Here is a 20,869-nt window from a genome sequence, read left to right on the forward strand (position 1 = left end):
GTTGCTGGGCTGGCCCCTTGTTAGGCTTGGCCCCCGCGCGCTGGATTCTGTGCGGAAAATCTGCGAGGAAATCCGTGAGGAAAAGATTTTTAAGATTTTTTCTAAAAAGTGGGATTCTGGCTTGCGCGGGGGTTAAAAGCCCGGTATAGTTATTCGAGTGTTCAGGGGAAACCTTGAAAACAATATCGTGAATAACGAATCGGGTTGTGGCGCAGCTTGGTAGCGCACTTGACTGGGGGTCAAGGGGTCGCAGGTTCAAATCCTGTCAACCCGACAGATAAAGCTCCGGAAGGTTTTTCCTTCCGGAGCTTTTTTTGTATGCCGTTTAGGGGTTTGCGGGATTGATGGTGCGGGGCTGGGGTGTGTCGGTTTGAATGTTCCCGAGGCGCTGCGTGCTCTGGCAGGGCTTTGGCGGGCCCTTGTTCCCTTGTAATAGCGGGGGAGGGAGGCTGGGTAAGCCCTCAATCCGGGGTGGGGTTTAGGTTAGTGTGCAATTATGAGCTTGAATCTAAATGTTGGAATATGCCCGATTTTGTGGGTGTTCAGTGGTACATTGGGTACACAAGGAATCGCGTTTTAGCGGTCAGAAATTTTAGCTTTGGCACTGAATTTCCCTTGACAAATCAAGGAATATTTAGGTTTCTGTGACTAAAACACGACTTCATACACACTGAATTTCATAGCCGCAAAACCAACACGAACCCAAGCGAAGGCAAATATCCCGGTGGGATAGCCTCCCTAACTCACAAGACGACAGGGAGCCAGGCCTTATGCACACGGCACACACGCCGCCACACGCGTCGCTGGGAAGGTTTTGCGGCACGACACAATCCCGCCCCTGGGCGCGGAAAGGAACACAGTACATCATGTGGCAGCAAGTCTACGACCCGCTGAACTCGAGCGCACTCTCTGCACTCGTGGCAGCAGTCCCGATTATTTTCTTCCTTCTGGGCCTCACCGTCCTGAAGCTCAGCGGTATTAAATCTGCCGTTATCTCCCTCGTCATTGCACTGGTCATCGGTTGCGCTATCTTCGGTATGCCCATCACTGCCGGTGCAGGCTCCATCCTCTACGGCTTCCTCTCGGGCATGTGGCCCATCGGCTGGATCGTGCTCATGGCAGTGTGGCTCTACCGCATTTCTGTGCGTTCCGGCGGCTTCGAAATTGTTCGCTCCTCCATCTCCTCCATCTCTACCGACCAGCGCATCCAGATGCTGTTGATCGCATTCTGCTTCGGCGGCTTCCTTGAAGGTGCTGCAGGCTTCGGTATTCCGATCGCTATCTGTGCTGCACTGCTCGTGTCCCTGGGCTTCAACCCGCTCAAGGCTGCAATGTTCGCGCTGATTGCTAACGTGAGCTCCGGTGCGTATGGCGCAATCGGTATCCCCGTGACCACCGCAGCAACCCGCGGTGGCGTGGACCTGCACGGTCTGTCCACCGAGCTGGTCCTGGTGATCCAGATCATCGCAGCTCTCATCCCCGTACTGCTCGTCGCTATTCAGGACGGCATCCGCGGTATCCGCGAAGTCGGTCTGGTAGCACTGATCGTTGGCCTGATTTACTCTGGCGGCCAGTCCGTCCTGCTCGCAGGCCTCGGTAACCCCGAGCTCGTCGACATCATCCCGCCGCTGCTGTCCCTGGTAGCACTGGCACTCATCATGCAGAAGTGGCAGCCCAAGCACATCTTCCGCGAGCCCACCGCTCCCTCCCTGGAAGAAGTTCAGGCTCAGCAGAGCGTCAAGCACACCGGTGGTGAGATCCTCAAGGCATGGAGCCCCTTCGTCTACCTGTCCGTCGTGATCCTGCTCTGGTCCACCGCGATGAAGCCGCTCTTCGCTAAGGGTGGTCTGCTTGCCTTCAGCAACATCACCTTCCCCGTTCCGTGGCTGCACCAGACCATCCAGCAGACCGCACCGATCGTTGCATCCCCCAAGGCAATTGACGTGACCTACACCTGGAACATCATTGGTGCTTCCGGTACCGCAATTCTGGTCGCTGCAATCATCACCATCCTGACCTCCTCCATTAGCTGGGGTGAGGCTATCGAGGAACTCGGTGCAACCTGGAAGCAGCTGCAGACCCCGATCATCATGATCTGCCTGGTTATGTCCGTTGCTAACGTCATGAACTACGCGGGTATGATTACCTCCATCGCACTGGCTGTTGCCGCTGTGGGCGCAATCTTCCCGCTGCTGTCCCCGATTATCGGTTGGATCGGCGTGTTCGTGACCGGCTCCGTGGTGAACAACAACATCCTCTTCGCGGGCCTGCAGGCTACCACCGCACAGCAGATTGGCGTCAGCCAGACCCTGCTGGTTGCATCTAACACCGCCGGTGGTGTGATGGCGAAGATCGTCTCCCCGCAGTCCATCGCAATTGCCGCCGCTGCTGTGAACAGCTCCGGTGAGGAATCCAAGATTACCTCCATGGCAATCAAGTACAGTGCAGCCCTGCTGGTCGTCACCTGTGTTTGGGTTTACGTCCTGTCTCTGGTCGTTGCCTAAACCGCGTGAAACCTCGATGCGTGTAACCTACCTTCTTTGAAGGTAAGGTGCCCGCGACACGGTTGAGCGAAAGCCCCCTTCTACTTCGGTAGGAGGGGGCTTTCGCATTTCTATGTTTGTGAGCTGAGGAGGAGGTTCGCGGCTAAGGAGCACAATTATGCACATAAGTATCATTTGTGCACACTTAAGGTCACCCTATCCTGAAGTCCCGAGGAAGACCTGTTAGCTTAGACAGATAAAGTCAAGAGCACCTAGTGAGAGGGAAAGAGTCCCGCTCACCGCCGCCGCGCCCCGGTATATGGCCACGGTATATTGCTTCGGCATATCGCCACGTCATACAACCAAACGCCCGGCAGCTCAAGACCATCACGCTTCACCGATGGACCCATCCACGACGCAAGGACCGGGCCCATCGGTTTTTATGCGGCCTAACGCTTCCATACAGCACAGGCGCCGTACCGGAAGAAGCGACCGCTAATACACACAGACCGAAAGGAACACCCGCCCCAATGTGGCAGCAAACCTACGACCCGCTAAACGCACCGGTGCTCTCCGCGCTGGTTGCCGCAGTGCCCATCGTCCTCTTCCTGCTGGGCCTGACCGTCCTGAAACTCAGCGGCCTCAAATCAGCACTGCTGACCCTCGTCACCACCCTCATCATCGGCTGTGCCATCTTTGGCCTGCCCATCACCGCCGGTGCCGGATCCATCCTCTCCGGCTTCCTCGCCGGCGCATGGCCCATCGGCTGGATCGTGCTCATGGCGGTGTGGCTCTACCGCATCGCAGTACGCGCCGGTAACTTCGACATCGTGCGAGCCTCTGTCTCCTCCATCTCGAACGATCAGCGCATCCAGGTGCTGCTGATTGCCTTCTGCTTCGGTGGCTTCATCGAAGGCGCGGCAGGCTTCGGCATCCCGATCGCTATCTCTGCTGCACTGCTGGTATCCCTGGGTTTCAACCCTCTCAAAGCATCCATGCTGGCGCTGGTAGCTAACGCCGCATCCGGCGCATACGGTGCTATCGGTATCCCCGTGACCACCGCAGCTAAGGTCGGCGGCCTGGACACCGCGCACCTGTCCGCAGGCATGGTTCCAGTACTGCAGATCTTCGTCGCCTTCGTGCCGCTGCTGATGGTCGCAATCCAGGACGGCATGCGCGGCATCCGCGAAGTCGGCCTGGTTGCGCTCATGACCGGCGTCATCTTCTCCGGCGGTCAGGCAGCTATCCTGATGCTGCTCGGCTCTCCCGAACTGGTCGACATCATCCCGCCGCTGCTGTCCCTGGTAGCACTGGCGCTCGTGATGCAGAAGTGGCAGCCCAAGCACATCTTCCGCGAGCCCACCGCACCCAGCCTCGAAGAAGCCCAGGCTCAGCAGAACGTGAAGCACACCGGCGGCGAGATTGTTAAGGCGTGGAGCCCCTTCATCTTCCTCTCCGCAACCATCCTGCTCTGGTCCACTGCCCTGAAGCCGATTTTCGCAACCAACGGCCCGCTGGGTGCTGCAACCCTGGCGTTCCCCATCCCCGGCATTCACGAAGCCATCACCACCGGTGCCGGCAAGACCGTGACCGCGATGTTCTCCTGGAACACCCTGGGCGCATCCGGCACCGCAATTCTGGTAGCGGCACTCATCACCATCCTGACCTCCTCCATCAGCTGGGGCGAAGCCTTCGAAGAACTCGGCGGTACCTGGAACCAGCTGAAGATGCCGATCCTCATGATCTGCCTGGTCATGTCCGTCGCAAACGTCATGAACTATGCCGGTATGACCACCTCCATCGCTCTGGCGCTCGCGGCAGCCGGCCCGATCTTCCCGCTGCTGTCCCCGATCATCGGTTGGATTGGCGTGTTCGTGACCGGCTCCGTGACCAACGCTAACGTGCTCTTCGCGGGCCTGCAGTCCACCACCGCAGCCCAGATCGCTGTTGACCCGACCCTGCTCGTTGCCGCAAACACCGCCGGTGGCGTGATGGGCAAGATCGTCTCCCCGCAGTCCATCGCGATTGCGGCGGCGGCTGTGAACAGCGCAGGCGAGGAATCGAAGATTACCTCCATGTCCATCAAGTACAGCGCTATTCTGCTGGGCCTGGTCTGCGTCTGGTCCTTCGCTCTGTCGCTCATGGCTGGCTAAAGCCATTCCTGAGGCTCATACCGGGGCAGATAGCAACGTGACGCTGAACCCCTAATGATTCTGATGCAAAGCCCCCTTCTCGACCCGTGCGGTTGAACTGCCTCCCGTTTCTTGGACATCAAAACTAAAGTCCAAGAAACAGGAGGCTTTTCATGTCTATCAATCTGGGATTAAGACATGATCGTTTGCTCCGGGAGCAAGCAGCGCAAATGTTCGAGAGAGGATTCGGCTATGGTCTGACCGCCAGGAAGCTTGGTGTGTCCGCCGCGACTGTGAGAGAGTGGCAGAAAATGTACCACGTCATCGGGAGGGACGGGCTTCTTACCATGGGAGTAAAGCGAACCAAATACGACTATGAGACCAAGGTCGCCGCAGCGAAGGCTGTGGTTGATGGTGGGATGAGTAAGCCTGAGGCGATGGTTCGTTTCGGTATTGCGAGTGCGACACCGTTGAAGCAGTGGCGCAGGCTGTACCGTGAGGGCGGCGCGCAGGCGCTTAAGCCTAAGCCTAAGGGCAGGCCGAAGGGATTAGGTGTGGGGGCGGTGCCGCCAACGCGTGAGGAGGAACTTGCCGAGCGTGTGCGCAAGCTTGAGGCGCAGGTGGCGTACCTAAAAAAATCGATTGCCCTGAAGGCGCAGAAGCGCTCCCAAACCGGGACAAAGCCCTAGTGGTCGCCGAGCTTTCAGGGCGCGGTCACAGGCTGTACGACCTCCTTGAGGCGGCTGGCCTTGCCAGGTCGAGCTACTACTACGCGCTGGCTCACCCCCAACAGCCAACCAGAGTGCAGCTACGTCCCAAGGTCGCCCAGATCTTTTCGCGTACCCCCAACGGGTGCGGTCACAGGCAGGTGGCCATGTGCCTGCGCGCTGAGGAAGGGGAGCGCATTGCCGATAAGACGGTTTTGAAGATGATGCGCGAGATGGGGCTGCGTTGCGGTATACGCCGTGAGAGGGCCTACCACAGGTACAACTCCTACAAGGGGGAGGTGGGGCAAAGTTTCAAGAACATTATCGGTCGTGACTTCAAGGCTGATGGTCCTTGGCAGAAGTTGGGTACCGATGTCACCGAGTTTAAGCTTTCCTTTGGTAAGGCGTATCTTGCTCCGGTTTACGACTTTGCCAGCAAGGAGATTGTTGCCCACTCCATCTCGATGTGCCCTAATCTTGCCCAGCAGCAGGAGATGCTTCAGGTACTCATGGATGCCAAACCTGAAGGGGTCGAACCGGTCTTGCACTCGGATATGGGGTGGCAGTATCAGCACGATACCTATGTTAGAACGCTCGCTGAGAACGGTTTTATCCAGAGTATGTCACGCAAAGGTAACTGCATTGATAATGGCGCCACCGAGCAGGTTTTCGGGCATCTTAAGGACGAGTTTTTTCGTGGCCAGGACTGGCAGACCTTTGAGAGTTTTAAAGCTGACCTTGATGCCTATATCATGCACTGGAATACAGTAAGGCGCCAGGTAAAGCTTAAGGGCCTGACCCCGGTAGAGTACCGGGATCAGGCCCTGCAGGAGGCCGCATAACGGCTAGTATTTAATGCGTCCAAGTTTCGGGGCGCAGTTCAGGTCGGGGAGGGGGCTTTGTCTTACCTGCCGCCGTATAAGTTTGGCTCGGGCAGTAGAAAGGGACTGAGCGGAGAAAAAACTACCGACAAGGACTAAATCGTAATGACTCTTAACTAGCGTTTCACACTGTAAAAGCACCCAGTACCTAGCAAAGGACCCACCTGCCACAGTGATACAGTTCTCAGTGGGCATTGGCGCCGTAGGCGAGAGCACGAGCTAAGGAACTTTTAGCTTCGAGGCCTCCAACGAGAGAACCAACGCCCCGCATCGTGGAAATATCCTTCCCCGCGCCCCCTGCCTTCAGCCAAGGCTACAACACAGACACATGATGTTGCTACGCCTTTCACGTTCAGGGACCCTCAGCGGTAGAGGCGTCGTGAGGCTACGCCTCGTGCTACCCCATAAGGGCAGGCGGACGCACCCTACAGCGGCATCCAAACCGCTGTAGGTACACCCTGCGGCGAGGAAGGACATACCACTCTCATGTGGTCGCAAACCTACGATCCCCTCAACTCCCCGGTGCTCTCTGCACTCGTAGCGGCATCCCCCATTATTCTTTTTCTACTCTGCCTCACGGTTTTCAAACTCAGCGGCATCAAATCAGCGCTAATCACCCTAGCCCTGACCCTGTGCATCGCACTCGGAGTCTTCCACCTGCCCTGGACAGCAGCCGCAGGTTCTATTTTCTACGGATTCCTCTCAGCGCTATGGCCTATTGCATGGATTGTGCTCATGGCAGTGTGGCTCTACCGCATCGCGGTGCGCAGCGGAAAATTCGCCATCGTGAGGTCCTCTGTTTCCTCAATCTCAGCGGACCAGCGCATCCAGGTGCTACTCATCGCCCTCTGCTTTGCCGGGTTTATTGAGGGTGCGGCGGGCTTCGGCATCCCGATTGCTATTTCTGTAGCGCTACTGGTTGCCCTGGGCTTCAACCCGCTCAAAGCCGCTATGCTCTCCCTGGTCGCTAACGCCACCGTGGGCGCCTACGGTGCGGTTGGTATTCCTGTGACCACCGGTGCCGCTATCGGTAACGTAGACCTGGGGCACCTATCCAACCAGATGGTTTGGGTCCTGCAGATCTTTGCAGCCCTCGTACCCGTGCTCGTGGTCGCTATTCAGGACGGTCTGCGCGGCATTCGTGAGGTAGGCTTAGTAGCGCTCGCAACCGGTATCGTGATTTCTGGCCTGCAGAGCATCATGCTGTGGGTCCTGCAGGACCCCGAGCTCATCGGCATTGTGCCGCCCCTTGTCGGCCTGGTGTTCCTGGCAGTCGTGATGCGCTTCTGGCAGCCCAAGCACATCTATCGCGAGCCCACCGCACCGACTCTGGAAGAGCTCTCCGCGCAGGACGAACCGACGTACAGCCTGCGCGAAGTTGCGAGCGCCTGGAGCCCCTTCATCTTCCTATCCATCACCATCCTGCTCTGGTCCACCGTGCTACGCCCCGTCTTTGACCATAACGGAGCCCTGGGCTTTGCAAACCTGAGCTTCCATGTGCCCGGTATCCACCATCAGATTGGCGACGGTGAAGGCCTGGCTATCCACGCGGTCTTCAACTGGAACATCCTGGGTGCGGCGGGTACCGCCATTCTGGTGGCGGCTCTGCTCTCTGCGTTCACCTCGAAAATTACCGTCCGTGAGACTCTACAGGAGCTTAACGGCGCATGGCAACAGTTGAAGAAGCCCATCTACATGATTTGCCTGGTCATGTCCGTAGCAAACCTCATGAACTACGCGGGCATGACCTCCTCCATCGCTCTGGCGGTAGCTACCGCGGGTGCACTCTTCCCGCTCTTCTCGCCCATAATCGGCTGGGTTGGCGTGTTCGTGACCGGTTCGGTGACCAACAATAACGTGCTCTTCGCCGGTCTGCAGGCAAGCACCGCGCATCAGATTGGTGTAGACCCCGCCATGCTGGTTGCAGCCAATACCTCCGGTGGTGTGATGGGCAAGATTGTGTCCCCGCAGTCGATTGCGGTGGCGGTTGCCGCCGTGAACGAGGCAGGGCAGGAGTCGAAGGTTACCTCTATAACCATCAAGTACAGTCTCTTCCTGCTGGTACTGCTGTGCATTTGGACGTACGTGCTCACGCTCATCGTGCACTAGGCTTTTTAAGCGACTTTTCCTGTCTTCGAGGAAGAACCGGAGAGATACGCAGAACGCTCGTTGCGAGGTCATGTCGCGGCGAGCGTTCGCCGTATCTATCTGAGGTATCCAATGTCATACGATGCGGATAATCCACTCGGCAGGAGTAGAATTAGTGTTTGTGCCCACACACCGGAGACGTGCACAGGAGAGGCAGCCCGGCTGTTATCTGTGCGTTACTCGCTCGCCCGCTACGTGAGACACACGGCTAACAGATGACCTACTACTCAAGGAGAAACAATGCAGGCACTCGCAACGGTCACCACCGTTTTTACCTTCGTAGCAATCGCTATTCACGTGTACATCTGGATTATCGAATCCTTCCTCTGGACTAAGCCTAAGGGTCGTGAAACCTTCGGAATGACCGAAGAATTCGCCGAGTCTACCAAGGAGATGGCAGCAAACCAGGGCCTGTACAACCTGATGCTCGCCTGGATCGCCGCAACCGGTCTGCTCGCTTTCTGGTTCGGCTCCCCGCAGGTAGGTGTGGCACTCATGTTCGCAGGCCTGGGCTCCATGGCGATTGCCGGTGTCTACCTGTTCCTCACCTCCCCGGATAAGCGCAAGCCGGCACTGATTCAGCTGACCCCGCCGCTGCTGGCGCTGATTTTCCTCTTCGTGATGATCTAACCCTGTGACGATCTAATTCAGAGCGGAACCTCTCAACGTATAGAAGCCGCGTGCTTACTTCTACGAAGTGGCGCGCGGCTTTTCTGCGCCCTTGCACGCAAGCACGCCAAGCGTGGGGAGCTTAGGGCGAGGGGAGCTTAGGTAAAGAGCCCCGAACAGCCTCGCCGATGCGAACCTACCAGGTGAGCGTCGACCATACCGACCGCACACATGAGCGCATAGGCGGTCACCGGACCCAAGAACACACCTCCTAGAGCTTTAAAAGATTTGGCAAGAAGCGCGGACTCGGGTGTATCGGTAGGAATGTCCTCCAGTGTATGCGGCGCAATAGTCTCGTGCGACGCGAAGGACCACAGCCACGCCGGCAGCCCGCCCGGTACACGCGTGCCGTCAGATAGGGTGCGCTCGCGCATCCGGTCCAAATCTTCGGGGTTTAGCGTCCGCACACGACGACGGCGGGTATTCGGCGCCTCAACGCTATCCGTATTGGTCGGGGCAGAAGAGGGAGCGATAAGGGGAAGATGAACATCCTCCGCGGACGCGTCACGCGGCGTGGCGGCAAGCTCACGCATCCGAAGGGTCAGCTGTGCATTGGAGATGACCGCGCGAATCTTCCGCTCGTTACGGATGATGCCTTCATCCTGGAGGAGTCGGGCAACATCCTGGTCTGTGAACGCAGCCACGCGTTCGGGGTCGAAACCCTCGAAAGCGCGACGGAACGCCTCACGGCGGGCAAGAATCGTGCGCCAGGAGAGCCCCACCTGAAAAGCCTCGAGGCTTAGGGCTTCGAAGAGCCCCCGTTCATCGGTGATGGGAATGCCCCATTCGGTGTCATAGTAGTCGCGCAGAAGCTCATCGGTCACCCACATGGGGTAGCTCGGGGTGTTTTCGAGGGGGTTGGCGGGAATAGCAGGTTGCGAGGTCACGGTTTCTCCTCTCTGAGATTGCTGAGCTCATCCGAGTATTTCGGAAGCATGTTCTATTTAAACAGTAGCTCTAGCGTAAGTAAATCGCAAGTATATTCGATTATGTGTCGTGGTGCAGAGCAACGAAACTGAAAGCAGGTACGACAAAGGGCAGAGCCCGCATCCGATGCACGCTCCGCCCTCTGACAAGTCTCAATCATCGCCGGGTGACATCGCTAGAAGAGCCGCGCCTCCCGCACCTCTTCCGGCTCCTCCAGATCGAGGAGGAACTGCTTACGCTCAACCCCGCCAGCGTAGCCGGTCAAACTACCATCAGCACCAATAACGCGGTGACACGGAATCATAATAGAAACCTTATTGCGGCCGACCGCCTGACCCACCGCCTGCGCCGGAGCACCGGGGCCAACCGCGCGCGAAATCTCACCGTAAGTGGTGGTGTACCCGGCAGGAACAGTCTTCAGGTGCTCCCACACAATCAGCTGAAAATCGGTGCCCTCAGGATCTAGCGGCAACGTAAAAGAAGTGCGCTTGCGCTCAAAATACTCGGAGAGCTCTGCCGCAGCACGCGACAGCAGCTGTGCCGCAGCGTACTCACCGGCTGGCTCTTCACCTTCAGTAGCGCTGCGATCCCGCAGGTAGGCGTCAGGATTCTCAATCAGTCCACCAAGCTCATGAGGGAGCGGAAAATGCGCCTGGTCCTCGTACCAGATGCCGACAACCGCATCCGCACGGGCGGCGATGTAGAGAGTGCCCACGGGGCTTGCGTAGCGCGTGTACCAGCGCGCGAGCGCTTCCGGCGGCTGCGGCGAATCGGTCGCTTTGGTCATGCTCTTCCTCGTAGGCTCGTGGGTGTGTACTGCAGATGGTGCAAGGGTAAATACCCCTTTCAACCATCATAGGGGAGGGGCGCCTCCGTACCGTACCCGTAGCGGGTTTTGTCTATAACTGACCGTTATGTATGAGATGTATGCACCGCCGTTTGTACCGCCGTTGAAATATCTCAGGATGCTCGGCAATTTTGTTTGAGCCCGAAGAGCTGGCATTCTGTGAAGTACACACCGATACACCGCAATTCAATACTCCGGCTTCTCCACCCCGCACGGGTGGCAGATGACCTGTGTTTCTCGTGCCTTACCGATGGGTTCAACGATGACTGAAATTGCAAGGAGAAACATGGAAGACCTGAAAGATATCCGCCGGCAACTCCAGGAAAACCCGGAGAGCCGAGAGCTCAATAACCGTTACGCGCAGGCGTGCCTCAACATCGCGAAAGAATACACCGTTATGTCCCAGGGGCATATCTTTATTTGCTCGCCCTCAGATTTTGAAGCCGTACAGTACGTCATGGCCAAGATCCCTGACGCTTCGCTTCTAGACGGCGAAACTCTGGAGGAATACAAACGCCTGGACAGAGCCGTTACCCAAGCTCGTATAAATAGAGGTAGGCCCGGTAGCATGATGGGCATTTACTATGCCTTCATCTTTTTTATAGTGATGCCTACAATGGTGCTACCAATCTTTGCGCTGTGGGAACTCAGCGCGGGGAGCACCTCAGACCACACCCGCAACCCGAGCGTCCTCATTTACCTGATTCCGGCCGCTCTCATTATCGTTGCGCTCATCTGGGTTGGGTGGCTTGTTGAACGAATCCCCGGCTGGAAATATAACGCTCTTGTAGTTCAAGAGAACGAAAAGGCAGAACTAGCCAAAGCCGAGGCTGAAGCGCGTCAAAGTACTGACTCGACCCCTTGAGAAATGGTTGCAGGACCGGGCTCTGAACCGCGATTTTAATGTAAATGTGCCGCCTCACCGGTATCAGTGAGGCGGCACATTTATGCTGTCTAAGGCTAGAGAAGCTCGCTACTTAGCGGCTGCCCTGTCAGAATTACGCTCCGTCAGAATTACGCGCGGTCAGCGTTGCCCTCCGTGTGGTGCAGGTGCGGCAGGTGGGTTGAGTGCAGGTCGTGGCCGAGCACATCGTGCGCGTCCGGGTCCTCGTTCGGGAGCACGTGCGAGTACTTGGAGTAGTAGCGGTACAGCGTGTAGGCGCCAATCACAGTCAGTACGATAGCAACGCCCAGAGCCCACGGTACAGCTGCGGGAGAATACATAACGGAGAAGAGCACCAACAGCCAGGAGAGAGCAGCTGCAAGAACCGAAACGTTCATAGCAATAATTGCAAGCTTGCGGCGACGGATATCAACCATAATCGGTGCGGGGAAACCCGCTCCCTCCTTCCAACGGAGCTTCTCTCCGTTCTTATGAGCACCGGAAGGTGCCAGATGCGTAACCAACCGCCATCTTCGGCGGCCAGAATAGAATCAATAAGCCTATATGTCTATGATACGGCGCTTGAAGTGGACATCAAAGGTTTACAAACACCATTAGAGCAATCCCACACAACATGTGAACGGGTATCTCAACAAGGGGCATAAAACCAGTGATTTTTACAGCGAGATCTGCAACACGAAAAGCGAACCCCACTCATCGTTAACGCAGAGAACCTAGTAACAAGAGATAAAAGTCCGTCCGCCGCGGTACGTGAAGCACCGTGGCGGACGGGAACGTAAATAAAGTATCCGCGCGAACCGTCGATTCCTGTCAGGACAGCGCATGAATATGTCGCGTACGTGTCCTGTGCGGTGCTGACACCTCACGAACAACACCGCGCCAGGTGATCGGCGGAAGATACCGAATTTACAAAAACCAACGGTACCCTAGCACTAATTTTTGTAGAAATTACGCCGCAATAAACGCTGAATTGAGCGTCATAAAACAGCGAAAAGCCCCGGCTACTTCAACCCCATAGCGGGGGAGAAGCAGCCGGGGCTTCGTTAGTGCGCGGGCCGTGCCGTTAGGCAACGGGTGCTGCGATTAGGCGGTCGGAACGTCCTCGTCAACCCACTCGAGGGTGCGGGAGACAGCCTTCTTCCACAGGCGGTACTGGCGGTCAACCTCTGCGGGCTCCATGGAGGGCAGCCAGCGCTTGTCCTCAGCCCAGTTGTCCACAACGTCCTGCTCGCCGGTCCAGAAACCAACAGCGATACCTGCAGCGTATGCTGCGCCCAGAGCGGTGGTCTCAACAACCTTCGGGCGGATCACGGGAACGCCGAGGATGTCAGCCTGGAACTGCATGAGGAACTCGTTAGCGGTCATGCCGCCGTCCACGCGCAGCTCGGAGAGCTCAACACCGGAATCAGCGTTCATTGCGTCCAGAACCTCGCGGGTCTGGAATGCGGTTGCTTCCAGCGCCGCACGCACGATGTGAGCGCGGTTCACGTAGCGGGTCAGACCAACGATGACGCCACGAGCGTCGGAACGCCAGTGAGGTGCGAACAGACCGGAGAATGCGGGAACAACGTAGCAGCCACCGGAGTCCTGGACGGAGGTAGCCAGTTCCTCAGACTCAGCAGCGTGCTCAATCATGCGCAGGTTGTCGCGCAGCCACTGGATCAGGGAGCCGCTCATTGCGACCGAGCCTTCCAGAGCGTAGACGGGAGCCGCGTCGCCAATCTTGTAGGCGACGGTGGTCAGCAGACCGTTGTTGGAGAAGACGGGCTCGTTGCCGGTGTTCATGAGCATGAAGTTACCGGTACCGTAGGTGTTCTTCGCCATGCCCTTCTCGAAGCAAGCCTGACCGAAGGTTGCGGCCTGCTGGTCGCCCAGGATGCCCGCGATGGGGGTACCTGCGAGCAGACCGGTTGCGCGGCCGAAGCCGTACACCTCGGAGGAGGACTTGATTTCGGGCAGCATGCTCATGGGGATACCCATGTCTGCAGCGATCTGCGGATCCCATTCGAGGGTGCGGATGTTCATCAGCAGGGTGCGGGATGCGTTGGTTACGTCGGTGACGTGAACACCGCCGTCAACACCACCGGTCAGGTTCCAGACCAGCCAGGTGTCGGTGTTGCCGAAGAGCAGGTCGCCGCGCTCTGCGCGCTCGCGTGCGCCTTCAACGTTGTCCAGGATCCACTTGATCTTGGGGCCGGAGAAGTAGGTGGAGAGGTTCAGGCCGACGATGTCGTGGTACTTGCCAACACCCTCTTCGCCTGCGAGCTCTTCAACGATTTCCTGGGTGCGGGTGTCCTGCCAGACGATTGCGTTGTAGACGGGCTCACCGGTGTTCTTGTCCCACACGACGGTGGTTTCGCGCTGGTTGGTGATGCCGACTGCAGCGATTTCGTGGTGGTTGACTTCGCCGTTTGCCATAGCCATTGCTACGACTTTACGGACGTTCTGCCAAATCTCGGTTGCGTTGTGCTCGACCCAGCCGGCCTTGGGGAAGATCTGCTCGTGCTCGAGCTGGCCCTGAGCCACGTTCTCGCCCGCCTTGTTGAACAGGATTGCGCGGGAGCTGGTGGTGCCCTGGTCGATGGAGAGGATGTACTTGCGTTCGACGTTGAGGGTTGCGGAGTGCAGAGAAGTCGTCATTGATTTTTCCTTAGAACAAAAGAACGGGGGTATTAGAGAGGTTTAGAGGGGCAGAACTGCCGGAACGATCAGGCCAGCGAGGATAGCGCCGATGATCGGGCCAACAACCGGAACCCATGCGTAAGACCAGTTGGAGCCGGTCTTACCGGGGATAGGCAAGAAGGTGTAGGCGATACGGGGGCCGAGGTCACGGGCGGGGTTGATAGCGTAACCGGTTGCGCCACCGAGGCTCATACCGATAGAAACAACGACCAGGGCAACAGCCAAGGGGCCAATCTGGGCGGGGGTCTTACCGGATGCGATAATCCAGCCAATCAGGACGAAGGTACCGATAATCTCGGTGAGCAAGTTCCAGCCGTAGGACTTGATAGCGGGGCCGGTTGCGAAGATGCCGAGGCGGTCCCCCGGGTCCTCATCGAAGTGCTTCTTGTAAGTCAGGTAGGCTGCGGTTGCACCAGCCATTGCGCCGAGCATCTGAGCGACGATGTACAGGGTGATGTTCAGCGGGGTTGCGGGAACGCCCGTTGCCAGGTCGCGGCCTGCAGTTGCCAGGCCAACGGTCACAGCGGGGCTCAGATGTGCACCGGAGTGGAAGGAGAGGTATACGGCGGTGAACACTGCCAGACCCCAACCGAAGGTGATAACAACCCAGCCTGCGTCCTTAGCGTAGGACTTCTTCAGGGTCACTGCGGCGCATACGCCGGCACCGAGCAGAATCAGGATGAAGGTACCGAAGAACTCGGAAAGTACAAAACCAAGAGTGGTGGGGGCACCGGATGCATCCACGAGAGCGGATGAGCCGGCTGCAAGTACAGTTCCTGCGGAAGCAAGAAGAGACATTGATGCTCCTTGAAGACGAAGCGTCTGGAAGGCAAGCGAACCTTTGCTTGCGTATTCCCGTGCGTCCTCACCGCACGGGCGGATCGGGGCACAACGCTGTGCTGAAATGTGTAGCGGATTGCTACGAAAAATTGATAGATGTTTTTGGATGAGAAGCAGATTGTACCAGTGGGTTAACCCTGTATTTAGCTCGCTGCTTCTTATGCAGGGGATTATCGTAAACGGTTATTTAACCTCTCGTCCACCCCTCACCGAAAATATGAGATAACCCATGCTCGGTGAGGGGTGAACGGTCGGTTCGTACCGGATAACCGGTCACGAAAGGTGCGTGGAATCTCTGCGGATTAGAGCTTCACACGGGGTGCCACGGGGGTGACAGCCTCAATCTTTGCCGATGCCTCAGCATCGGTGGAGGTGGACTCTGCCTCGCGCATTGCTGCAACGCGTGCGGCGTAGAGGTCGAGTTCTTCCTTGACCTTCTTGTCGTCCCAGCCGAGCTCGGCACGCAGGATGTCGAGGATTTCGTCTGCTGCTGCCAGGCCGCGGTCGCGCTGCTCGAGGTCGAGGCGTACGCGGCGGACCAGAACGTCCTCCAGGTGCAGGGCACCTTCGTAGCGGATAGCGAAGACGACGTCTGCACGCAGGAACTGGGGTGCCTTAGCCAGGGGAGCGCCGAGGGAGGAATCTGCATCGATGAGGGCGCCAAGGTCCTCAATCTGTGCGCCGTAACGCTCGAGTAGGTGGGTGATACGGGCCTCGTCCCAGCCGTAACGCTCGGCGTAGCGTGCACGGTTAGCGGCGATTGCGTGGTAGCCGTCTGCGCCGACCAGGCCGATGGTTGCGGTCACGGAGGGGTTCTGCTTAGCCTGCTCGCCCAGCGCGAAGTCGACAGCGTCGGCAGCCATGACACGGTAGGTGGTGAGCTTGCCGCCTGCGATTGCGCTCATGCCGGGTGCAACCTCGGTCACGGTGTGCTCGCGGGAAACCTTGGTGGATGCTGCGCCGTCCTTGACCTTGGGCTGCAGCAGCGGGCGCAGGCCGGTGTAGGTGCCGATGATGTCTTCGCGGGTCAGCGGGTTAGCGATCAGCTTGTTCGCCTGCATCAGGACGTAGTCGATGTCCTTGCTGGTTGCGACGGGGCGCTCGCGGTCCTCGGTGTAGGGGGTGTCGGTGGTGCCGATGATCCAGTAACGCTGCCAGGGGATGATGAAGAGAACGGACTTCTCGGTCTTGGTGAAGATACCGCTGGTTGCGTTGATGCGGTCGCGGGGAACCACGATGTGGATGCCCTTGGATGCGAGAACCTCCAGGCCTGCATCGGGGTTAGCCAGGGACTCGGACTCTTCGGTCCACACGCCGGTTGCGTTGATGACGTGCTTTGCGCGTACGTTCAGGCGCTCGCCGGTCTCCAGGTCTGCCAGCTCTGCGCCGATGACGCGGCCGGATGCGTCCTTGGTGAAGCCGACAACCTGGGTGCGGGATGCAGCCAGTGTGCCGTAGCTTGCAGCGGTGCGGACGACGTCGATGACGAGGCGTGCGTCGTCAACGCGTGCGTCGTAGAACTGGATTGCGCCGCTGAATGCGGAGTCCTTGATGTCGGGGAAGACGGTCTTGGTGCCGGCCTTGGTGAAGTGGCGCTGGGAGGGGACGCCCTTGTTGCCGCGGGAGCCGAGGAATGCCAGGGTGTCGTACATGCCGATGCCGATTGCGGAGTATGCGCGCTCGATGACGGGCATCTTCAGGGGCCACAGGAAGGGCTGTGCGTGCACGAGGTGGGGTGCAATCTTGTTCAGCAACAGGCCGCGCTCGGTGAGAGCTTCGGTCACGAGCTTGAAGTCGAGGTTGTAGAGGTAGCGCAGGCCACCGTGAACGAGCTTGGAGGACCATGCACTGGTGCCTGCAGCCCAGTCACCTGCTTCGACGATACCGGTGCGCAGACCGCGGGTTGCTGCGTCGAGGGCAATGCCTGCACCGGTAATGCCGCCGCCCACAACCAGGATGTCGAGTTCTTCATTGACCATGCTCTTGAGTGCCTTGGCGCGGGACTCAGCGGTCAGCTGGGACTGCTGTGCAATGTGCTGGGAGCTCATGTATGCTCTTTCTTCTCGTGCCGCGTGCGCGGCGTGGGGTTTCATCTTGCAAATAGTAAAACCCAATGGTGAAATAATAACCAAGTAGCTTGAACGGATTTTCACTGGGGGTCTGGGGTCGATGAACGAACGCGCTAACCACACTTACGAGGCGGCGCAGCTGTACTACATCCACAACATGACGATGGACGCTATCGCGGCTCGTCTGGGGGTTTCTCGCGCCACTGTGTCGCGTCTGCTTAAAAGTGCTCGTGAGAGCGGCATGGTGCAGATCCGTCTGGATGATTCCTTCCGTGCCCGCAGTGAGCTGGAGCGCCGCATCGGCGAGCGCTATAAGGTGCGCGTTACTCTCGTGAACGTGCGCCCGGATGCTACCCCCATTGCCCGTATGAGTCAGGTATCCCGTACTGCGGCGGCGCTACTTGATTCCCTGATTGACAATGGAACGAGCCTGGGCGTGGCGTGGGGTTCGACCATGACTGAGATTTCTCGCCACCTGCCGCGTCGTCCTCTGAAGGGCGTGACTGTGGTTCAGCTGAACGGTGCCGGTAATGCGCACCATTCGGGTATTCCGTACCTGGGTTCCTTGCTGGGGCAGTTGGTGAATGCCTATGATGCGCAGACTATCCATTTTCCGGTTCCCGCGTTCTTTGACTATGCGGACACGAAGACTGCCATGTGGCGTGAGCGTAGCGTGCAGAAGAATCTGCATGCCCAACAGAACGTTGACCTCGCTATTTTTGGTGTGGGTGCTTTTGGTGGACCTATTCCTTCTCACGTGTACTCGGGTGGCTATTTTGAGGTGCAGGAGCAGCGTCAGTTGCGTGAGCTGGGCGTTGTGGGGGATATGTGCACGATTCTTCTGCGTGAGGACGGCTCGTGGGCTGATCTTGAGTTGAATAAGCGTGCGTCCGGTCCGACTCCGAAGGAGCTGGCTCGTATTCCGCGCCGTATTTGCGTTGCGTCCGGTACTCACCGTGTGCGTGCTTTGCGCGGCGCGTTGCGTACGGGTGCGATTACTGACTTGGTTCTTGATGATGCCCTGGCAAAGGCGCTCATGGAGAAATAGCTAAAAATAATCGCCGCGGGTATGGGAGTCTGTGGTGATGGGGTAAAGGGGCACTTTGAATCTGAAAGGGTAGTGCTGAGAGCTTTCCTGGTGAAGCTCTCAAGTGTCGCCTGAACAATGTTTCAATGTGCCCTTTAGTGTCGTCAAAAACTGCTTTCTGACCCTACAATGTGAAACGTTTGCGCATGTGAAAGTGCATATTAGTGCACTCCGTTGAATCCAATGAAGGTGTGCGCCACTCACCGTTAGAAAGAACCAACCATGACTCCCACCTATAACGCCCAGGCGAATCCGCACCTGGGCGCACCCGGCATTACCACCATGCACGGTGATGCCCAGTCTTCCGACGCTACTCCTCTTGCCGGCCCCGGCGCTGGCGACTGGAAGATTACTGGCACGAAGCTCGGCGGCGCCTGCCCGACAATCCTTGCGGGACGCGACGGCTTCATTCAGGTGCTCTGCACCCAGGTCTTCGCCCACGGCGAGTTCATCACCCCGAAGCTCTCTATCCTTGACCCGCATACCGGCCGCGAGCTTTCCCACCTGGACATCCCGAAGGGTGCACTGCTCGGTGGCGTGTATGCCTACCTTGACGCGCAGGACCGCATGGTTCTGGTGGATGGCTCTCAGTGCCTGTTGCGCCTCTCCCACTCTGCTGACGGTCGCAGCATCCGAGTTGATGAGCGTATTGACCTGAGCCGCATGCTCGCCCAGAGCGCTAACGATGCTGTGGTTGGTCTGGTACCCGACTGGTCCGGCCGCATTTGGGTTGCGACGAAGAACGGCTACATTGCGGTGATTGATTCTGCCCGCGGCACGATTCGCTCGATGCGCCTGAATAAGGCGTCGATTGCGGGTGAGCGTATCGATAACTCGATTTCGGCGTGCCCGCAGGGCGTGAGCGTGGTGACTTCTCACGCTATTTATATGCTGAACGCTACTGCAACCGGCGCGCCCACCCTCAAGTGGTGGCATGCGTACGACCGCGGTAGCGCCCGCAAGCCCGGTAAGCTCGCGTGGGGTTCGGGTGCCTCCCCGACGTTCTTTGGCCCGAACGGCTCTGATTACGTGATGCTGACTGATAACTCTGATATTCAGGAGTCGGTCATTGTGTACCGCACCGATAACGGTGCGAAGGTCGGTAGCGCTGGCCTGTTTACTGCAGGTACCTCTGGCACTGAGAATTCCATGATCGGTGTGGGTAACACGATGGTCGGTGCAAGCACTTACGGCTACCCCTACCCGAAGTACCCGGAGGGTGCCGGCCCGTCGGTTCCTGCGAATGCGCTTTTTGCTCCCGGTATGGAGCGTTGGGATATTACCGACCGCGGTCTGCGTAAGATTTGGGACCGTAAGGACGTGTACTCTTCGGCTGTTCCTCGCTATTCCACTGCTGACGGCCTGATTTATACCTGTGAGCGTCGCCGCGGTCCGGCTGGTTTGGCGAATGGCGCCTACGCCTGGGCTGTCGCGCTGGACGTGGAAACCGGTAAGACGATGCATGAGCAGCGCCTGCCTCAGCATGTGAGCCTGCTGCTTGGCGGTGGTGACACCCTGCAGATGGTGGGCACGATTGACCGTTACGGCACCTGGTGGCAGGGCACGATTAGCGGCGTGTACCGTATCGCGAAGGCTTAGGGGAGTAGAAAATGACTAAGAATAATCTGATGAATGCTTCTCGCCGTACCGCGTTGAAGGTTGCGGGCGCTTCGGCTGCCCTGGTAGCTGGCGGCGTGAGCGCTGCGGAGGCGGCGACTCGTTCGGGCGGTAAGCGTGCTCGCGTGACCCCTGTGACCCAGCGTCCTGGCGGACAGCGCGGCGGGCAACGCGGTCAGCACGGCGGTGGACAGCACGGTGGCGCGGCGAGTTCTGCGCTGGTGCAGGTTCCGATGCGCTATAACGAGTCGTGCATCCGCCTGGAGTTGAAGGCTGCTAACGGTGTGCAGGCTGTGTCTTTGCAGAGTCAGCCGGCGCGTACTGTTGCTTTCCGGAATCTGCCGACTCGCCTGAGCATTATTAATGAGGGCAATTCGACGCTGCCGGTGGGTACTCGCCTGATGGTGCGTGCTCGCGCGCAGGATCCGAAGACTGGTTTGTTGTTGAATCCTGCGGTGACTCTTCGTGTTACCTCGGGTCAGGCGGTGCTGCCTTCGGGTGGCCTGGGTGCGTCGGCCCTGGTGGCTCCTGTGGATGCTCTGAATCTTGATGCGGTGCGCCGTAGCGAGCAGACCGGTCAGGCTGGTGCTGGCAGCGAGAACGTTCTGGAGTTGCGCACCGCTATTCCTCGCGGTCACCGCTTGGATGTTCAGCTGAATTATCAGGTGGCTTCGGGCGTTGCCGGTTCTGCGTTGAAGCAGGTTCATGTGAGCGCTGTGCTGGATATGGCGGCGGCTGGTTTGTCCTCTTCGTTCTACGAGGTGCAGAGCTCGGCTGTGGTTGCTTCGCTGAACTAGCAGTTGAGCTGGCCCTTGTGAAAAATGGCCTAGTGAAGGATGGGCGCGGCGGGGGAGTGGCTCCGTTGTGTGTTTTTAT

The 20,869-nt window shown here is 58.3% G+C and carries 16 protein-coding genes and 1 tRNA gene; 11 read left to right on the top strand and 6 right to left on the bottom strand.

From position 1 onward, the window contains the following. The first annotated feature begins 200 nt into the window (after positions 1 to 200). From O3675_RS07280 to O3675_RS07310, 7 genes are all read left to right on the top strand, one after another. Positions 201 to 274, top strand: a tRNA-Pro gene (locus tag O3675_RS07280). Between the two features lie 592 nt (positions 275 to 866). Further along, on the top strand, positions 867 to 2,504 hold the full coding sequence (locus tag O3675_RS07285; RefSeq protein ID WP_371571786.1) for an L-lactate permease: 1,638 nt from the start codon (positions 867 to 869) through the stop codon (positions 2,502 to 2,504). 509 nt (positions 2,505 to 3,013) lie between these two features. Next, positions 3,014 to 4,636 carry an L-lactate permease gene (locus O3675_RS07290; RefSeq protein WP_371571788.1) on the top strand — a complete coding sequence of 541 codons (1,623 nt, stop codon included), beginning with the start codon at positions 3,014 to 3,016 and terminating at the stop codon, positions 4,634 to 4,636. Between the two features lie 326 nt (positions 4,637 to 4,962). Next, positions 4,963 to 5,304 carry a transposase gene (locus O3675_RS07295; RefSeq protein WP_371571790.1) on the top strand — a complete coding sequence of 114 codons (342 nt, stop codon included), beginning with the start codon at positions 4,963 to 4,965 and terminating at the stop codon, positions 5,302 to 5,304. Further along, positions 5,304 to 6,164: an IS3 family transposase gene (locus tag O3675_RS07300; RefSeq protein ID WP_371571791.1), complete on the top strand. Its 861-nt coding sequence runs from the start codon at positions 5,304 to 5,306 to the stop codon at positions 6,162 to 6,164. The genes O3675_RS07295 and O3675_RS07300 overlap by 1 nt, the downstream gene beginning before the upstream one ends. A 525-nt stretch (positions 6,165 to 6,689) precedes the next feature. Next, positions 6,690 to 8,312, top strand: coding sequence for an L-lactate permease (locus O3675_RS07305; protein ID WP_314928583.1), 1,623 nt, complete (start codon positions 6,690 to 6,692; stop codon positions 8,310 to 8,312). A 279-nt stretch (positions 8,313 to 8,591) separates the two neighbouring features. Continuing rightward, entirely contained in the window at positions 8,592 to 8,981 is a 390-nt protein-coding gene (locus tag O3675_RS07310) for a DUF1304 domain-containing protein (protein ID WP_371571793.1), read from the top strand. 137 nt (positions 8,982 to 9,118) lie between these two features. Here O3675_RS07310 and O3675_RS07315 read toward each other — a convergent pair whose 3' ends face one another. Further along, positions 9,119 to 9,907: a DNA-3-methyladenine glycosylase I gene (locus O3675_RS07315; RefSeq protein WP_371571795.1), complete on the bottom strand. Its 789-nt coding sequence runs from the start codon at positions 9,905 to 9,907 to the stop codon at positions 9,119 to 9,121. A gap of 215 nt (positions 9,908 to 10,122) precedes the next feature. Next, a complete protein-coding gene (locus O3675_RS07320; protein ID WP_314362970.1) occupies positions 10,123 to 10,734 on the bottom strand; it encodes a methylated-DNA--[protein]-cysteine S-methyltransferase in 612 nt (203 codons plus the stop codon). 322 nt (positions 10,735 to 11,056) lie between these two features. On the opposite strand from O3675_RS07320, the gene O3675_RS07325 reads away from it, so the two are divergent. After that, entirely contained in the window at positions 11,057 to 11,659 is a 603-nt protein-coding gene (locus O3675_RS07325; RefSeq protein ID WP_371571796.1) for a hypothetical protein, read from the top strand. 149 nt (positions 11,660 to 11,808) lie between these two features. On the opposite strand, the gene O3675_RS07330 is transcribed toward O3675_RS07325, so the two are convergent. The 4 genes from O3675_RS07330 to O3675_RS07345 form a co-directional block, all read right to left on the bottom strand. Further along, positions 11,809 to 12,201 carry an N-acyl-D-glutamate deacylase gene (locus O3675_RS07330; RefSeq protein WP_304268579.1) on the bottom strand — a complete coding sequence of 131 codons (393 nt, stop codon included), beginning with the start codon at positions 12,199 to 12,201 and terminating at the stop codon, positions 11,809 to 11,811. 580 nt (positions 12,202 to 12,781) lie between these two features. After that, the gene (gene glpK / locus O3675_RS07335; protein ID WP_070674940.1) at positions 12,782 to 14,338 is read right to left on the bottom strand and encodes a glycerol kinase GlpK; all 1,557 of its coding nucleotides are present in this window, start codon (positions 14,336 to 14,338) and stop codon (positions 12,782 to 12,784) included. Positions 14,339 to 14,380: 42 nt separating this feature from the next. Beyond that, positions 14,381 to 15,178: an MIP/aquaporin family protein gene (locus O3675_RS07340; RefSeq protein WP_005507711.1), complete on the bottom strand. Its 798-nt coding sequence runs from the start codon at positions 15,176 to 15,178 to the stop codon at positions 14,381 to 14,383. Positions 15,179 to 15,522: 344 nt separating this feature from the next. Next, positions 15,523 to 17,268 (bottom strand): glycerol-3-phosphate dehydrogenase/oxidase, encoded by a 1,746-nt coding sequence (locus O3675_RS07345; protein WP_070674943.1) that lies wholly within the window; start codon positions 17,266 to 17,268, stop codon positions 15,523 to 15,525. A 121-nt stretch (positions 17,269 to 17,389) separates the two neighbouring features. On the opposite strand from O3675_RS07345, the gene O3675_RS07350 reads away from it, so the two are divergent. The 3 genes from O3675_RS07350 to O3675_RS07360 all read left to right on the top strand — a co-directional run bounded on the left by O3675_RS07350 (position 17,390) and on the right by O3675_RS07360 (position 20,790). Then, positions 17,390 to 18,337, top strand: a complete 948-nt coding sequence (locus O3675_RS07350) for a sugar-binding transcriptional regulator (protein WP_371571799.1) — start codon at positions 17,390 to 17,392, stop codon at positions 18,335 to 18,337. A 261-nt stretch (positions 18,338 to 18,598) separates the two neighbouring features. Beyond that, positions 18,599 to 19,975: a 6-pyruvoyl tetrahydrobiopterin synthase gene (locus O3675_RS07355; RefSeq protein WP_371571801.1), complete on the top strand. Its 1,377-nt coding sequence runs from the start codon at positions 18,599 to 18,601 to the stop codon at positions 19,973 to 19,975. An 11-nt stretch (positions 19,976 to 19,986) separates the two neighbouring features. Continuing rightward, a complete protein-coding gene (locus O3675_RS07360; RefSeq protein ID WP_371571803.1) occupies positions 19,987 to 20,790 on the top strand; it encodes a transcriptional initiation protein Tat in 804 nt (267 codons plus the stop codon). Positions 20,791 to 20,869 lie beyond the last annotated feature (79 nt).

Source organism: Rothia sp. 27098_8_27, from assembly GCF_041432805.1.
GTDB lineage: Bacteria > Actinomycetota > Actinomycetes > Actinomycetales > Micrococcaceae > Rothia > Rothia mucilaginosa.